We start from the raw sequence: 15,891 nt of genomic DNA, 5'->3' as shown, positions 1-15,891 counted from the left end.
CTCTAACTCTTGCCGGCACTCTTCTTGGCCGGAGTATTTGCAGGATTCTTGGTCGCGGCGGCCTTGGTCGGCGACGTCTTGGCGGTCGACGGCACAGCGGCGCGCGCCTTGCTGGTGGATTCGGATTTGGTCTTGGCCGCGGCTTTCTTCGCGGCCGGCTTCTTCGGTTTTGGCGCGGAATCTTCGCCGTCCGCTGTTTTCTCTGCAGTCTTCTTGGCCTTGGCCGGCTTGGCCGCTTTCTTCGCCGCCTTGGTGGTCTTCTTGCCGCCGCCCTTGGCCGCGCGCTCGTCGATCAGCGCGATCGCCTGTGGCAGGGTGATCGTATCCTTCTCGAACTCGGCCGGGATCGTCGCGTTGACGCCGCCGGCCGTGACATAGGCGCCGTAGCGCCCGCTCTTGACGGTGATGGTGCCGAGCGTCGGATGATCGCCGAGCGCCTTGCCGGGATCGGCGCCGAAGCGGCGGCTCGGGCCCTTGGCGACCTTTTCCGCGATCAACGTCACCGCGCGGTTGAGGCCGATGTCGAACACCTCGTCGCCGGCTTCCAGGCTGGCGTAGGTCTTGTCGTGCTTCACGAACGGTCCGAAGCGGCCGAGGCCGGCGGTGATCGGAAGACCGCTTTCCGGATGCTTGCCGATCTCACGCGGCAGCGACAGCAGTTTCAGCGCGAGCTCGAGGTCGACATCGCCGGGCGAGGTGCCCTTCGGAATGCCCGCGCGCTTGGGCTTCTCGCCTTCTTCATAATCCTTCTGCTCGCCGAGCTGGATATAGGGGCCGAAGCGGCCGGCCTTGACCCAGACATCGCGACCCGTCTCCGGGTCCTGGCCGAGCGAACGGTCGGCGGTCGCCTCGCCATCGGCGGCGAGCTGGCGGGTGTAGCGGCATTCCGGATAGTTCGAGCAGCCGACGAAGGCGCCGAACTTGCCGGCCTTCAGGTTCAGCCGGCCGGTGCCGCAGTTCGGGCACTGGCGGACGTCGCCGCCATCGGAGCGGGCGGGGTAGATGTGCGGTCCCAGCATCTCGTCGAGCACGTCGAGCACCTGCGCCACGCGCAAATCCTTGATGTCGTCGACCGCGCCGATGAAGTCGCGCCAGAAGTCCTTCAGCACCTGCTGCCAGGAAATCTCGTTGTTGGAGATGCGGTCGAGCTGCTCCTCGAGGCCCGCGGTGAAGTCGTATTCGACGTAGCGGCTGAAGAAGCTCTCCAGGAACGCGATCACGACGCGGCCCTTGTCCTCGCCGTGCAGCCGCTTCTTCTCCAGCTTGACGTAGCCGCGGTCCTTCAGGACCTGCAGGATCGAGGCATAAGTGGAGGGCCGGCCGATGCCGAGCTCTTCCATGCGCTTGACCAGGGATGCTTCCGAGAAGCGCGGCGGCGGCTCAGTAAAATGCTGGGTGACGGACAGGCTCTGCCGCTTCAGGGCGTCGTTCGGGCTCATCGCGGGCAGGCGGCGGGAATCCTCGTCTTCCTCGTCGTCGCGGCCTTCCTGGTACAGCGCCAGAAAACCGTCGAACTTGATGACCTGGCCGGTGGCGCGCAGCTCCAGCGTGCGGGAGCCTGCCTTCGCCGTGATGTCGACGGTGGTGCGCTCGAGCTCGGCGGATTCCATCTGGCTTGCGATCGTGCGCTTCCAGATCAGCTCGTAGAGCTTCGCCTGATCGGCATCGAGCCTGCGGCTCAAGCTGTCGGGGCGGCGGGAGAGGTCGGTCGGGCGGATCGCTTCGTGCGCTTCCTGGGCATTCTTGGCCTTGGCCTGGTACTGGCGGGGGCTATCCGGCACATAGGCGTTGCCGTAATCCTCGCCGATCACCTTGCGCGCCTGGGTGATCGCGGACGGATCGATCTGCACGCCGTCGGTACGCATATAAGTAATGAGTCCGGTGGTCTCGCCGCCGATGTCGATGCCCTCATAGAGCCGCTGGGCGATGCGCATCGTGTGCGCCGGCGCAAAGCCGTATTTGCGGCTGGCTTCCTGCTGCAGCGTCGAGGTGGTGAAGGGCGCCTGCGGATTGCGCCGCGCCGGCTTGGCATCGACCGCGGTCACGGTGTAGCTGGCTGCCTCCAGCGCCTTCTTGAAGTCTTCGGCTTCCGCACCGGTGCCGATGTCGAGACGCTGGATCTTCTTGCCGTCGGCGCCGACGAGGCGGGCCTCGAAGGTGTCGCCGCGCGGGGTGAGCAGGGTCGCGATCAGCGACCAATATTCGCGCGCCACGAACTTCTCGATCTCGAGCTCGCGGTCGCAGACGAGACGCAGCGCCACCGACTGCACGCGGCCGGCCGAGCGGGCGCCCGGGAGCTTGCGCCACAGCACGGGGGAGAGGGTGAAGCCGACCAGGTAGTCGAGCGCGCGCCGCGCCATGTAGGCGTCGACCAGCGCGCCGTCGATCTGGCGCGGATGCTTCATCGCGTCGGAGACCGCCTGCTTGGTGATGGCGTTAAACACCACCCGCTCGATCTTCTGGTCCTTCAGTGCGCGCTTTTCCTTCAGCACCTCCAGCACGTGCCAGGAGATGGCCTCGCCCTCGCGATCAGGGTCGGTGGCGAGAATCAGGCGGTCGGCGCCCTTCAGGGACCGGGCAATCTCGTTGAGCCGGCCGGCCGCCTTGGGATCGACCTCCCAGATCATCTTGAAATTGGCATCGGGATCGACGGAGCCGTTCTTCGCGGGTAGGTCGCGGACATGGCCGAACGAGGCCAGAACCTCATAGGACGAGCCCAAATATTTGTTGATCGTCTTGGCTTTCGCCGGCGACTCCACGATGACGATATTCATGTAGTTCCAGTAACTTACGGGGAAATCTTGGGCCGAAAACGAAAGGACTCGGGTCGGCCGTTTCGACCCGAACATGGGTGGTGCGGCCTCCGCTGTCAAATCGAGGGGTGTTGAAAGCCGCCTCGATGGGAAAAGTTTCATATCGAGAAAGTTGCAAAATACCACCTTGGAGTTGCGGTCGATGTGGGCGTAATGTTGCTGCTGGGGCCATGGATTCGGGTGGGGGTCTTGGTAACTAAGCCAAAGAAACGGAAGCGTGCCGCATCGGGCGCGCGGGGAGGCTCGCGTCACGAGGAACCAGGGGAGGGCGGCGCGGACGAGGCGGTCGCCTTCATCGCCGAGCAGACCGGAGCATTGCGCAAGCTCGCCGAGCGCCACAAGCTCGACGTGCTGCATTATCTCCTGGGCATGACCAAGCTGGAGGCCGACGAGCATCTGCGGCTGCGGACCAAGCGCAAGCTGTCGTGACGAGGCTGGTTGGCTTGGCGTGAACTATCGCGTTCGACCGACGACAAAGCCAATGTGGAGAACGCATTCAATCTCTCGAGCCTTGCGGACAAGCTCCGCAACGATGTTCGTAGCCTCGTGATCATGGTGGCATTGATCGGAGGCTTGATCCTTTGGTTTGCGACCGTCGGCTGGACCGATCGGGTGACCTATCGCGGCGTCGATCAAGCCTGGTTCGAGCCCGGTCGCGTCCATCTCAAGACGGAGCCTTCCGGTCATTACACGATCGAGCGGAATGCGGACTTTGCCGCCATGAAGGTCGGCTGCGTTTATGATCTGAACTACGAGGCCGAGTTCGGCCGGCGCCAACGCGCCGATCGCCTGAAAATGGTTCGCAGGGCTACCCTGGTCGGATGCTAGCCAGAGTTCGCGCGCATTGACGGTGTGGTGGCAGTTCGCCGCCGCAATCAGGCCGACCGCCGTCGCGCCGGCCGCGGCTTCAGCGTGGTGTCGGCGGGACTGAGCAGCCGGCCGTCCTCGGCGCGCATTTCCAGCTTCTTCACCGGGCGGCCTTTCGCACGATCGACCAGGATGGTCGCGATCTCCTCGGGGTGGTCGTCGAACGCCTCGCTCCATTGCCGCAGCGCGACCAGGATCGGGAAGGTGCCGCGGCCCTTCGGCGTCAGCAGATATTCCTGATAGGCGCTGCCGTCGGAGGCGGGGGCGGTCTCGAGAATGCCGTGGTCGACCAGCGATCGCAGGCGGGCCGACAGGATGTTCTTGGCCATGCCGAGCTTGCTCTGGAATTCGCCGAAGCGGCGGACGCCGAACAGCGCCTCGCGGATGATCAGCAGCGACCACCAGTCGCCGAGCGCCTCCAGCGAGCGTGCGATCGGGCAGGAATCGCCTTCGAAGCTGGTTCGTTTCACCATCGCAGTCTGTCCTGTCGCATTCGCACGGCGAGGGCGCCGATCACGCGCTTGTGTGGTTGCATCATAAAACCATATGCCCTAGATGGCAACATGGTTTCATCATGCAACTACTGGAGGCGAGCGTGAGACTGAAGGACAAGACGGCATTGATTACGGGTGGCAATAGCGGCATCGGGCTTGCGACGGCAAAGCTGTTCGCGGCCGAAGGCGCCAAGGTGGTGATCACCGGGCGCAACAAGCAGACGCTGGAGGCTGCCGCGAAGGAACTCAGCCCGAACGCGCTCGCACTCGCCGCCGATGCCACCGACATCGCCGCGACCGAAGCCGCCATCAAGCAGGGCGGGGAAAAGTTCGGCAAGTTCGATATCGTGTTTGCCAATGCCGGCATCGCCGGCGGCACGCCGCTGGGCTCGGCGACGCCCGAAGTCTTCGAGAAGGTCATCAGCACCAATCTGACCGGCGTGTTCTTCACCGTGCAGTCGGCGCTGCCTTATCTTAACGACAATGCCTCGATCATCCTCAACGGCTCGGTGATCTCCGTGCTCGGCATTCCCGGTTACTCCGCTTACGGTGCCGCGAAGGCCGGCGTGCGGGCGATGGCGCGGATCATGGCCTCGGAGCTGTCGCCGCGCGGAATCCGCGTCAATGTCGTGGCGCCCGGCGCGATCCGCACCCCGATCTGGGGGCCCGCGACCGCGACGCCCGAAGCCGAGAAGGCGTTCGAGAAGCGGATCGCGCTATCGACGCCGCTCGGCCGCATCGGTGAAACGGATCACGTCGCGAAGACGGTGCTGTTCCTCGCCTCAGACGATTCCGCGCATGTGCAGGGCCAGGAAATCTTTGTCGATGGCGGCGCGGTGGCCTCCCCGAGCGGCGCGCCGATCTATCGCGGCTGATCAAGCCAGGCGCAATCGAACTGGCCGGCGCAGTCTGTGGGTTGCGCCGCCTGGTTCCGACGTCCTGCGGGATCATTGGCTGAACCTAACCTTGGCACGCGGCGTTGAACCTTCGCGTGAGCTGGAAAGACTCTCTTATGGGGCGGGGCAGACTCATTATTTATAAGGAGTCTAGCATGCCGAAAGCAGCCCGTTTTTTCTCGTCGCTGTCATCGCCGCGCATCTTCACCGAAAGATCCGCCGTTCCGGCCAGGCGCTCAGACACGTCCGAGTTCGTCGCCATCGCGTTGTTTTGCGGGATCGGCCTGTTCGTCTCGCTCGTTGCCGTGATCCTGGGCATTTAGGGCGTCTGGTTCCAGCTTTGCAGATCGTGCAGCCGTCAGCCGCCGCGTATTTCGGCGGCGGCCGATCTCGGCGCGGCGTCAGGCCGCCCGCAGGCTGGTGGCCGCTTGAAGCGCGCCCGCTAGCGCTTTCTCGCGGTGATCTGGTCCGACCTGGATGCCGTCGGCGATGATGAATTCGGCATTGTGGATGCCGATGAAGCCGAACACCCCGCGCAGATAGCTTTCGAGATGCTCCAGCGCCGCGACGGGCGAGCCCGCGCCGTAATAGCCGCCGCGCGAGATCGCGACGATCACGCGCTTGCCCCCGGCAAGCCCCTCCGGCCCGGCCGCGCCGTATTTAAAAGTCTTCCCCACCACCAGGATGCGATCGATCCAGGCCTTGAGCTGGCTCGGAATCGTAAAGTTGTACATGGGTGCACCGATGACCACGACGTCGGCGCTCAGGAACTCGTCCAGCACGGCCGCGCTTGCGGCAAGGTCGGACGCAAGCTCCGCCGGTGCGGGGGCGCCTTGCGCGGCCGCGAGATGCGAGCCGGAGAGATGGGCAAGTGGCGTCTGGGTCAGGTCGCGGTAGACGACTTCGAGCGAAGGCGTCGCCTGGCGCAGCCGGTCGACGATGGCGGCGGAAACCTGCCGGCTGACGGAGTGGGGGCCGAGCACGCTGGAGTCGATATGGAGCAGTTTCATGTGGGGTCACCCTGGTATAAGTTTGTAACCAGCGCTACATGAGTGACTGTTGAAATCCCCGCAAGAACGCACTTTTTTGAGCCATGGGCACATCTTTGAAACCTGAGAACACCGGTTTTCCTGCCACGCCGAGGCCCGATCCCATGCCGCATCCGGACCACGCGGACTGCCGCGGGGTCGCCTCCGTGCTGTCCCGCGTCGGCGACAAATGGAGCGTGTTCGTGATCATGATGCTGAGCGACGGGCCGAAGCGCTTCAACGAGCTGAAGCGGATGATCAACGGCATCTCGCAGCGGATGCTGACTTTGACGCTGCGCGGCCTCGAGCGCGACGGCCTCGTCACGCGCACGATCTTCCCGACCATCCCGCCCCGCGTCGATTACGAGCTCACCGATCTCGGCCGCGGTTTGCAGCAGCCGGTGAAGGCGCTCGGGGAGTGGGCGATCGAACATCAGGAGCAGATCGCGGCCGCGCGCACGCGGTTCGACGCGCGCAACGACGGCTAAAGCAGCGAGACCAACCCGCCGCCGTGGCGCTCGAGCCGGCCGGCGAGCTCGAGCTCCAGCAGCACGGTGCGCACGATCGCGGGCGGGGCGCCGGACATTCGCACGAGATCGTCGATCGAAACAGCGGCTGGGCCGAGCAGGTTGATGATCTGATCACGGTCATGGCCCTGCGGATCACTCTCGAACGGCTCGCTGTCCGGCTCGCCTGCGGGGTGCATCGGGGGCCGTTCCATGATCGGCTGAACCGCGTTGATGATGTCGGCGGCCTCGGTGACGAGCGTCGCGCCCTGCTTGATCAGATCATTGGCGCCGGCGGCACGCGGATCGAGCGGCGAGCCAGGCACCGCGAACACCTCGCGGCCCTGTTCGGCTGCCATGCGCGCGGTGATCAGCGAGCCCGAGCGGTGCGCCGCTTCCACCACGACGACGCCGAGCGAGGCGCCCGAGATCAGCCGGTTGCGGCGGGGAAAGTCGCGGGCGCGCGGCTCGTGGCCGAGCGGCATTTCGGAGATCGCCGCACCCGCGTGACCGAGGATCGTGGCGAGCAAGTCGTCATGCTCGGGCGGATAGATGCAGTCATGGCCGCCCGCGAGCACGGCGATCGTGCCGTTCTCAACGCTCGCGCGATGCGCGGCCTGATCGACGCCGCGGGCGAGGCCCGAGATGACGACGAAGCCGGCTTCGCCAAGCTCGCGCGCGAGCTGGCCGGCGAATTTCAACCCCGCGCCGGAGGCGTTGCGCGAGCCGACGATGGCGATCATCGGCCGCATCAGGGTTTTCGTGTCGCCGCGCACGGCGAGCAGCGGCGGCGCATCGTCGATCATCGCCAGCCGTGCCGGATAGCCGTCCTCGCCGGGCGCCAGCCAGGCGATGCCGAACTTGCGGCTTGCGGCCAGCTCGGCCTTCGCCTCATCGGCACTGCAGATACGGCCCGTTCGCTGCGCACCGCCGCGGCGCGCCAGATCCGGCAGGCGCTCCAGCGCCAGCCGCGCGGTGCCGAAATGGTCGACCAGCGACCGGAAGGTGCGCGGCCCGACATTGTCGGAGCGGATCAGCCGCAGGCGGTCGATCCGCTCCGCCTCGGTCAGCTCCACGCTGGGATTGATGGCGTCCACGGTGTCTCCTTGCAGCGACAGCATGGAACAACCTGAGGGCGTTGCGCAACAGTCACCTGCGCTTGCGCGACCTTGCTGCGATGCTAAAAGCGATCCCAATAAGAAGGGTTTTGCCATGATCTCACTTGCCGACCTCCAGCGCCGCATCGAAGCGGGGGAGATTTCGCCTGACGCCGCCATCGCGCAATCGCATGCGGTGATCGAGGCCAGGGAGAACGACGTCCACGCCTTCGTCCGCCACGACAAGTCGGCGAAGGCGCAAGTCTCCGGGCCGCTGCGCGGCATCGCAGTCGGGATCAAGGACATCATCGACACCGCCAACATGCCGACCGAGATGGGCTCGGAGATCTATCGCGGCTGGCAGCCGCGCGCCGACGCACCTGTGGTGATGATGCTGAAGCGGGCAGGGGCCACCATCATCGGCAAGACCACCACGACCGCGTTCGCCTCGCGCGATCCGACGCCGACGCGCAATCCCCACAATACAGGTCATTCGCCGGGCGGATCCTCCTCGGGCTCGGCGGCGGCCGTCGGCGCCGGGATGATCCCGCTGGCGCTGGGCACCCAGACCGGCGGCTCGGTGATCCGGCCCGCCGCCTATTGCGGGACGGCCGCGATCAAGCCGTCGTTCCGGATGCTGCCGACGGTCGGCGTGAAATGCTACTCGTGGGCGCTCGACACTGTCGGCCTGTTCGGCGCGCGCGCTGAGGATCTCGCGCGCGGACTGCTCGCGATGACGGGCCGCACCGAATTTTCGGGCATCGCTCCGGCGAAGTCGCTCCGCATCGGCGTCGTCAGGCAGGAGTTTGCCGGCGCGGTCGAGCCGGCGGCCGAAGAGGGGCTGCTGGCCGCGATCAAGGCGGCCGAGCGCGCCGGCGCCAGCGTGCAGGTGATCGATCTGCCCGAGGCGGTGCAGGAGGCCTGGCGCATTCACCCCATCGTCCAGGATTTCGAGGCGCATCGCGCGCTCGCCTGGGAGTTCTCCGAGCGGCATGACGAGATCGCGCCGATGCTGCGCGCCAGTCTCGATGCGACGGCCCATCTGACGCCGAAGGAATATGACGAGGCGCGCCGGATCAGCCGTCGCGGCCGTCGCGAGCTCGGCGAACTGTTCGAAGGTGTCGACGTGCTCTTGACCTATTCGGCGCCAGGCACGGCGCCGGCCAAGGAGCTCGCGAGCACTGGCGATCCCCGCTACAACCGGCTCTGGACGCTGATGGGCAATCCTTGCGTCAACGTGCCTGTGCTGAAGGTCGGCGGCCTGCCAATCGGCGTGCAGGTGATCGCCCGCTTCGGCAACGATCCGCTCGCGCTTGCGGCGGCCTGGTTTCTGGAGCACGCGCTCGCGCGGGCGTGAGCGTGCGCCTCAATTTTATGTGAGCGCTGCGGATGCAACCGTGCCGCAGCTGGCCCGACCAATTGAACTCATGACCCTGCCGAACCCACACTGCACAGCCGGCACGCAGTTCTTCGGCGCAGGCGAAAGCCTCGAAGGCATCGTCGAGTCGTTTTGCGATGTCGATCTCGCCGACGCCGCGATCGCGCGTGCGCGCACCATCAACGTGCTGCCGACGACGTCGCCGGTCGTCATCGTGCACTACCGCGCGCCGATGGCCTCGCAGCGCGGCACCTACAAGCGCACCATCAACGGCATGCACACCCGTGCCGCGGCGCTGAAGCCGTGCGGTCCGGTGGGCGCCGTGCTGGTTCGGCTCAAGGCCGACGCGGCCGACCGCGTGCTCGGGGTGAGGCCTGCCGACTTGCTCGATGCCAGCATCGATTTGTCGGACATCTTTGGTGACGGCGCCGCCGCACGGCTCGAGGCGCAACTGGCCGAGGCCGGCAGCGCAGCTGCGCGCGTTGCCTGCATGCGGGATTTTCTCCGGACGAGGACAGGGCCGGGCCGCCTCGATCCGCTGGCAGTGCAGGCGATGCGCGCGATCCAGCGCAATCCGTCAATCTCCATGCGCAGGCTTGCCGGACTTCTCGACATCGGCGAGCGCAGCCTGCAACGGCGTTTCAAGGCGGAGACCGGCGCGAGCGCAAAGCAGTTTGCGCGGATCGAGCGGATGCAGCAGGCGGTCGCCGCACATCGCGCCGGCCTTGATTGGGCCGGAGTCGCGCATGCGAGCGGCTTCACCGACCAGGCGCACCTGATCCACGATTTCCGCGCGCTCGCAGGTGTGCCGCCGGAGGCATTCTGCCGGCGTGCCGCGGCCGAGCGCGTGCAGGCCTGGAATACGGAACTCGCTGCGTCGGATTTTTACAATACGTTCATCGCCTAGGCCGCTACCAGCGCGTCTCCTGAACCTGTAAGGAGACATAACATGCTGACCGAGATCGCCCGCGGCACGCGGCTGCGCAATGCCTTCAACAAGGAGACGTTCGTCTTCTCCGGCCCGCTCGACAATCTCGACGTCGCGCGGTTCGGCGTGATTCTCGAAAAGGGCGGCTCGGGCGGCGGCAATGCGCTGGTGCATGTCCATCCCGGCGCGGACGAGCATTTCGCGGTGAAGAGCGGTCGCGTCAAGATCGTCGTCGACGGGTGCGAGCAGGTGGTGGAGGCGGGCGGCGGTGTGACCGTACCCCGCGGCCGGCCGCACTACTTCGCCAACGTCGGCGAGGGTAGTGCCGAGCTCGAGGTCTCGTTCACGCCGGCGCAGCAGCATCTGCGCTTCTTCGCCAATTTCGTCACGCTCACGGCGAAGCAGCCCAAATGGTTCTCCAGCGCCGGCGATCCGAACTTCCTGCTGATCGCACTGGTGCTACACGCCTATCGCAAGCACATGTATCTGGCCGGCGTGCCGATCTGGCTGCAAAAACTGCTGTTCGCCGTGCTTGCGCCGATGGCGCGCCTTGTCGGCTATCGGTTGGCGATCGAGCCGTTGCGTGAGGCGCCGGCCAGGTCAAGCCTTGCCGCGTGAGGCGAGGGATCAGACCAGTGCCGGCTCGGCTGCCGCGGGTGCGGCTCCCTGCGTCGCACCCGCGCCTTGCCCGAGCCAGCGCGCGGCGGCCTCGCGACCGTTCCGGTGCAGCAGGCGAATGAAGCCGCGGCCGAGATCGGTCGATGAGCGCTGCGCCAGGCCGTCAACGGAGTCTTCCGCCGCGATCCTGGTGAGGCGCAGCGATGCTGTGGCGCACGACTGCGCCCATTCGATCGCCGCGATCTCGGCATTGAGGGCGGCGTTGGCCACGATCTGGTCAAGCCTGCGGTCGATCGCTGCAAGCGTGATCGGCACATAGCTGTCGCGGGTCGGCGTGACCTGGACGAGCAGCAGATCCGTCGCCGCGGTTTCCTGGACCAGCCGCAGCAGCGGCGGATTGCCGCCGAAGCCACCGTCCCAATAGGCTTCGCCGTCGATCTCGACGGCGCAGTGAACCAGCGGCGGACAGGTCGAGGCCAGCGCGACGTCCGCGGTGATGGCGTCGTTGGCGAAGATCTGCTGCTGCCCGTCGCGGATCCGCGTCGCCGCGATCAGCAGCTTCGGGCAGCGCGCGTCGCGCAAGATGGAAAAGTTGATGTCGCGAGCCAGCGCCTGCCGCAGCGGGTCGAGATCGAACGGATCGAACTGCCCGGAGCGCAGCGTCGGGCCGAACGCGACCGAACTTCCCGCCGGCGAAAAGCCGCCGACCAGCATCAGCGAGCGGAACGAGGCCTCGTGCATCAGCCGGACCCAGAACCGGTTCAGCCGGCTGCGGGCGCCTTCGCGGCCGCCTTCAGCAAGCCCGCAGGCGAGCAGCAGCGCATTGATGGCGCCGGCGCTGGCGCCGCTGACGGTGTCGATCGCGATGTCGGGCTCTTCCAGCAGCCGCTCCAGCACGCCCCAGGTGAAGGCGGCAAAGGTGCCGCCGCCCTGGAGGGCGAGCGAGAGTCTTCGCGGCGGCCATTGGCCGGAACGCGCCTGCGGGAGTGCGACCGGTGCAGCCTTGGGGACCACGACGTCACGCGGAGCGTCGGCCTGCACGACGGGCTCAGGCCGCGGCACTTGCGGCGAAACGGGCGCGTGGGCGGGCGGCGACGCATCGGACCAGATATTGGTCGCCGAGAGCAGCCGGCTTGCCGCGCTGCCGGAAGCACTGAGCGAACCAACCCCGTCATGTGCGTCGACAATCATCTCGCTCATTCTGAGCAACCGCGTAACGCCGTTTCCTGTGTCAGGATGACAGGCATGGAACCCGTTCGCTACTGTCTGCAGCGAGCGGTGCCGAAGTTGCGAACAGGATTTGGCATATAATGCGGAAGGTGTGCGGCGATATCCGTACTTTTTCCGGCTTCAGATTCTTGTTTGACGCGGTTTCTTGACGCGAACCGGCATCCACTTCGCTCTAAAGCGCTCTAGCTAGGCCTTCTCGCCGATCCGGCTTTCCTTGCCGGTTTGCAGGCGCCGGATGTTCTCGCGATGCGCGTAGAACAAGAGCAGCGTCAGCACCGCCGTCAGCGCCGACAATGCGAGGTGGCCGAACCACCACAGGAACATGGGCGTGATGAACGCCGCCACCAGCGCGGAGAGCGAGGAATAACGGGTGGTGAAGGCGGTCGCCAGCCAGAGCACGCAGAACACGATGGCGCCCGGCCAGAACAGGCCAAGCAGGACGCCGATATAGACGGCGACGCCCTTGCCGCCCTTGAACTTGAGCCAGACCGGGAAGAGGTGGCCGAGGAAGGCGCCGAGCCCGGCCACCATGGCGGCATTGGGCCCCGCGATGTAGCCGGCGATCACCACGGCCACGGTGCCCTTGAGCGCATCGAACAGCAGGGTGCCCGCGGCAAGGCTCTTGCGTCCCGTGCGCAGCACATTGGTGGCGCCGATGCTGCCGGAGCCGATCGAGCGGATATCCTGCGTGCCCGCGAGCTTGGTCAGGATCAGCCCGAACGGAATCGAGCCGAGGAGATAGCCGATGACGAAGGCCACCGGCAAAAATGCTTCAAGCCCCATGACGGCAGCTCCAAAGGCAGGATTCGCGTGTCGAACGATCGCGTATGTCAGACATGCTCATAGACCGTCCGGCCGCCGACAATGGTGCGCACCACGCGGCCTGTAAAGCGGGCCTCGTCGAACGGGGTGTTCTTGCAGGGTGATTTGAGGTCTGCGGGATCGACCACCCAGGGCGTGTCGGGGTCGATCACGATGACATCGGCGGGGCTGCCGGCGCGCAGGGTCCCGCCGGGCAGCCCGAGCAGCTCGGCCGGACGGGTCGACATCGCCCGGATCAGCGTCTTCAGCTCCAATTCGCCATTATGCACCAGCCGCAGGCCGGCTGGCAGCATGGTCTCGAGCCCGACGGCGCCGGGCGCGGCTTCCGCGAACGGCAGGCGCTTGACCTCGACGTCCTGCGGATTGTGGTCGGACATGATGACGTCGAGGAGGCCGGATGCGATCGCCGCCACCAGCGCGCGGCGGTCGTCCTCGGTCCGCAGCGGCGGCGACAGCTTCAGGAAGGATCGATAGGGGCCGATGTCGTTCTCGTTCAGCGCCAGATGGTTGATCGAGACCGAGGCGCTGACCGCGAGCCCTGCGTCGCGGGCGCGCTGGAGGATGTCGAGGGAGTCGATGCAGGTCAGCGAGGCCGCATGGTAGCGGCCGCCGGTGAGGGCGACGAGGCGCAGGTCGCGCTCCAGCATCACGGCTTCGGCAGCATTGGGGATGCCCATCAAGCCGAGCCGGGTCGCGAACTCGCCCTCGTTCATCACGCCTTCGCCGACCAGATCGGGGTCCTCGGTGTGATGCACGATCAGCGCGTCGAAGTCGCGGGCGTAGGTCAGCGCGCGGCGCATGACCTGCGCGTTGGTCACGCTCTTGTCGCCGTCGCTGAAGGCGACCGCGCCGGCTGCTTTCAGGAGGCCGAACTCGGTCATCTCCTCGCCGTGCATGCCCTTTGTCAGCGCCGCCATCGGCTGGATGTTGACGATCGCGGTGTCGCGGGCCCGGCGCATCACGAAGTCGACGGTTGCCGAATTGTCGATGACGGGAGAGGTGGCGGGCTGGCAGATGATGGTGGTGATGCCGCCGGTCGCGGCGGCCTGGCTCGCGGAGGCAAAGGTCTCGCGATGGCTGAGGCCGGGCTCGCCGACGAAGGCGCGCATGTCGATCAGGCCCGGCGCCACGATCTTGCCGGAGCAGTTGACGATGTCGGTGCCCTCGGGGACGCCGGCCGCGCCGATGCCGCGGCGGGTCTCGCGGATGGTGCCGTCCGCAATGAGAACGTCGCCGATGCCGTCGAAATCCCTAGAGGGATCGACGACGCGGGCATTGGCGAGCAGGATGGGGCGGCGATCGGTCAGCATCGGCATCACGCGTTGGGCAGGTTGCGGGCGAGCGCTTCCAGCACGGCCATGCGCACGGCGACGCCCATCTCCACCTGTTCGCGGATCAGGGACTGGGCGCCGTCGGCCACGATCGAGTCGATCTCCACGCCGCGGTTCATGGGACCCGGATGCATCACGAGGGCATCCGGCTTGGCGTAGGCGAGCTTCTTCTGGTCGAGCCCGAAATAATGGAAATACTCCGATGACGAGGGCACGAAGGAGCCGTTCATGCGCTCGCGCTGCAGCCGCAGCATCATGACGATGTCGGCGCCCTCGAGACCCTCGCGCATGTCGCGCGCGACCTCGACGCCCATCCGCTCGATGCCGGTCGGCAGCAGGGTGGAAGGCCCGACGACGCGGACGCGGGCGCCCATGGTGTTGAGCAGGATGATGTTGGAGCGGGCCACGCGCGAATGCAGCACGTCGCCGCAGATCGCGACCACGAGGCCCTCGATCCGGCCCTTGTTGCGGCGGATGGTGAGCGCGTCGAGCAGCGCCTGCGTCGGATGCTCGTGTGCGCCGTCGCCGGCATTGATCACGGAACCGTCAACCTTGCGCGCCAGCAGTTCCACCGCGCCGGAGGCGTGATGGCGCACCACCAGGATGTCCGGGTGCATCGCATTCAGCGTCACGGCGGTGTCGATCAGGGTCTCGCCCTTGCGGATCGAGGACGAGGATACCGACATGTTCATGACGTCAGCGCCGAGCCGCTTGCCGGCGAGCTCGAACGAGGACTGGGTCCGGGTGGACGCCTCGAAGAAGAGGTTCACCTGCGTCCGTCCACGCAGGACGGTGCGCTTCTTGTCAACCTGGCGGTTGACCTCGACATATTCTTCGGACAGGTCGAGGAGGCCGCTGATGTCGGCCGCGGAAAGGCCCTCGATGCCCAGCAAATGCCGGTGGCCGAGGACGAAGGTCGATTTCGATGTCATTAAAAGCAGAGCTATAGGGGCGGATGGCGGGGGGAGCAAGGGGCAAAGGCGGGGATGGGAGTTATCCCCTGATCTGTCTCCCTGTCGTCATTCCGGGGCGATGCGAAGCATCGAGCCTGGAATCTCGAGATTCCGGGTTCGGCTCTTCGCGCCGCCCCGGAATAACAGGGAAATTCAGATGCGCGCCGTCAGATTAATTTTGATCGCACTTGTAGCATTCAGCTTAATCTCATCCGCGTCCGCCCAATCGCTCCCCGGCGGCTTCGTGTACCTGCGCGACATCGATCCCAGCATCATCCAGGACATCCGCTACGCCACGTCGAACAATTTCGTCGGCCGTCCGCTCGCCGGCTACGGCGCCGGCGAATGCGTGGTGAAGCGCGAGGTGGGGCTGCGGCTGAAGGCGGTCCAGCAGGAACTGGCCGCGCAGAATCTGTCGCTGAAAATGTTCGACTGCTACCGGCCGGCGCGGGCCTCGCTCGACATGGTGAAATGGTCGCAGAACGGTCATGAGACGGCGGCCGAGCGGCGCTACAATCCGAACATTCCGAAGACCGAGCTGTTCCGCCTCGGCTACATTGCGAACCGCTCGCAGCATTCCACGGGTGCAGCGCTCGATCTCACGCTGGTCGATCTCAAGGCCGACAATTCCGCCAAATACGATCCGTCGAAAACCTATGCCGACTGCACGGCGCCGGTCGCGATGCGCGCGCCGGAGGGCAGCGTCGACATGGGCACAGGCTACGACTGTACCGACGCGAAGGGGCATACCGCTGTAACGTCGATCAATCCGGAGCAACGCACCTGGCGCAAGCGGCTGGTCGCTGCCATGGCCAGGCAAGGCTTTGTGAACTATTCGAAGGAGTGGTGGCATTTTTCCCTGCCGGGGGCAGGCGGGGCGGCCTATGATTTCCCGATCCAGCCGCGCCGGAACTGAACGCGCCGAGGAAT

The 15,891-nt window shown here is 66.1% G+C and carries 17 protein-coding genes; 9 read left to right on the top strand and 8 right to left on the bottom strand.

What is annotated here, in order from left to right:
• Positions 1-2 precede the first annotated feature (2 nt).
• On the bottom strand, positions 3-2,774 hold the full coding sequence (topA, locus tag H1B27_RS11390; RefSeq protein WP_197966119.1) for a type I DNA topoisomerase: 2,772 nt from the start codon (positions 2,772-2,774) through the stop codon (positions 3-5).
• Positions 2,775-3,002: 228 nt separating this feature from the next.
• Here topA and H1B27_RS11385 point away from each other — a divergent pair, with 228 nt between their 5' ends.
• Positions 3,003-3,242, top strand: coding sequence for a hypothetical protein (locus tag H1B27_RS11385; protein WP_239624007.1), 240 nt, complete (start codon positions 3,003-3,005; stop codon positions 3,240-3,242).
• Positions 3,243-3,251: 9 nt separating this feature from the next.
• Positions 3,252-3,641, top strand: a complete 390-nt coding sequence (locus H1B27_RS11380) for a hypothetical protein (protein ID WP_197966118.1) — start codon at positions 3,252-3,254, stop codon at positions 3,639-3,641.
• 47 nt (positions 3,642-3,688) lie between these two features.
• Here the strand turns inward: H1B27_RS11380 and H1B27_RS11375 are convergent, their stop codons facing one another.
• Positions 3,689-4,153 carry a winged helix-turn-helix transcriptional regulator gene (locus tag H1B27_RS11375; RefSeq protein WP_035678849.1) on the bottom strand — a complete coding sequence of 155 codons (465 nt, stop codon included), beginning with the start codon at positions 4,151-4,153 and terminating at the stop codon, positions 3,689-3,691.
• A 122-nt stretch (positions 4,154-4,275) separates the two neighbouring features.
• Here H1B27_RS11375 and H1B27_RS11370 point away from each other — a divergent pair, with 122 nt between their 5' ends.
• Positions 4,276-5,049, top strand: a complete 774-nt coding sequence (locus H1B27_RS11370; protein ID WP_197966117.1) for an SDR family oxidoreductase — start codon at positions 4,276-4,278, stop codon at positions 5,047-5,049.
• A gap of 176 nt (positions 5,050-5,225) precedes the next feature.
• On the top strand, positions 5,226-5,393 hold the full coding sequence (locus H1B27_RS11365) for a hypothetical protein (protein ID WP_061877300.1): 168 nt from the start codon (positions 5,226-5,228) through the stop codon (positions 5,391-5,393).
• A gap of 78 nt (positions 5,394-5,471) precedes the next feature.
• Here H1B27_RS11365 and H1B27_RS11360 read toward each other — a convergent pair whose 3' ends face one another.
• Positions 5,472-6,080, bottom strand: a complete 609-nt coding sequence (locus tag H1B27_RS11360) for an FMN-dependent NADH-azoreductase (protein WP_197966116.1) — start codon at positions 6,078-6,080, stop codon at positions 5,472-5,474.
• An 83-nt stretch (positions 6,081-6,163) separates the two neighbouring features.
• On the opposite strand from H1B27_RS11360, the gene H1B27_RS11355 reads away from it, so the two are divergent.
• Positions 6,164-6,586, top strand: coding sequence for a winged helix-turn-helix transcriptional regulator (locus H1B27_RS11355; protein ID WP_197966115.1), 423 nt, complete (start codon positions 6,164-6,166; stop codon positions 6,584-6,586).
• Here H1B27_RS11355 and dprA read toward each other — a convergent pair.
• A complete protein-coding gene (gene dprA, locus H1B27_RS11350; RefSeq protein ID WP_197966114.1) occupies positions 6,583-7,725 on the bottom strand; it encodes a DNA-processing protein DprA in 1,143 nt (380 codons plus the stop codon). The genes H1B27_RS11355 and dprA overlap by 4 nt on opposite strands.
• 91 nt (positions 7,726-7,816) lie before the next feature.
• Here dprA and H1B27_RS11345 point away from each other — a divergent pair, with 91 nt between their 5' ends.
• From H1B27_RS11345 to H1B27_RS11335, 3 genes are all read left to right on the top strand, one after another.
• The gene (locus H1B27_RS11345; protein WP_197966113.1) at positions 7,817-9,058 is read left to right on the top strand and encodes an amidase; all 1,242 of its coding nucleotides are present in this window, start codon (positions 7,817-7,819) and stop codon (positions 9,056-9,058) included.
• Positions 9,059-9,128: 70 nt separating this feature from the next.
• A complete protein-coding gene (locus H1B27_RS11340) occupies positions 9,129-9,986 on the top strand; it encodes a helix-turn-helix domain-containing protein (protein WP_197966112.1) in 858 nt (285 codons plus the stop codon).
• A 42-nt stretch (positions 9,987-10,028) separates the two neighbouring features.
• Positions 10,029-10,625: a cupin domain-containing protein gene (locus H1B27_RS11335; RefSeq protein WP_197966111.1), complete on the top strand. Its 597-nt coding sequence runs from the start codon at positions 10,029-10,031 to the stop codon at positions 10,623-10,625.
• Positions 10,626-10,634: 9 nt separating this feature from the next.
• Here the strand turns inward: H1B27_RS11335 and H1B27_RS11330 are convergent, their stop codons facing one another.
• The 4 genes from H1B27_RS11330 to H1B27_RS11315 form a co-directional block, all read right to left on the bottom strand.
• The gene (locus H1B27_RS11330; RefSeq protein WP_197966110.1) at positions 10,635-11,825 is read right to left on the bottom strand and encodes a patatin-like phospholipase family protein; all 1,191 of its coding nucleotides are present in this window, start codon (positions 11,823-11,825) and stop codon (positions 10,635-10,637) included.
• Between the two features lie 216 nt (positions 11,826-12,041).
• Positions 12,042-12,638 (bottom strand): glycerol-3-phosphate 1-O-acyltransferase PlsY, encoded by a 597-nt coding sequence (gene plsY, locus H1B27_RS11325; protein WP_197966109.1) that lies wholly within the window; start codon positions 12,636-12,638, stop codon positions 12,042-12,044.
• Positions 12,639-12,685: 47 nt separating this feature from the next.
• Positions 12,686-13,987, bottom strand: a complete 1,302-nt coding sequence (locus tag H1B27_RS11320; RefSeq protein ID WP_194394166.1) for a dihydroorotase — start codon at positions 13,985-13,987, stop codon at positions 12,686-12,688.
• 5 nt (positions 13,988-13,992) lie between these two features.
• Complete coding sequence (locus H1B27_RS11315) at positions 13,993-14,940, bottom strand: aspartate carbamoyltransferase catalytic subunit (protein ID WP_061877308.1); 948 nt, start codon at positions 14,938-14,940, stop codon at positions 13,993-13,995.
• A 178-nt stretch (positions 14,941-15,118) separates the two neighbouring features.
• On the opposite strand from H1B27_RS11315, the gene H1B27_RS11310 reads away from it, so the two are divergent.
• Positions 15,119-15,877: a M15 family metallopeptidase gene (locus tag H1B27_RS11310; protein WP_197966108.1), complete on the top strand. Its 759-nt coding sequence runs from the start codon at positions 15,119-15,121 to the stop codon at positions 15,875-15,877.
• Positions 15,878-15,891: the final 14 nt, after the last annotated feature.

The sequence above is a fragment of the Bradyrhizobium diversitatis genome (genome assembly GCF_016031635.1).
Lineage (GTDB): Bacteria > Pseudomonadota > Alphaproteobacteria > Rhizobiales > Xanthobacteraceae > Bradyrhizobium > Bradyrhizobium diversitatis.
The sequence above is the reverse complement of the archived record's forward strand: the minus strand, read 5'-3'. Positions and strand labels throughout refer to the sequence as shown.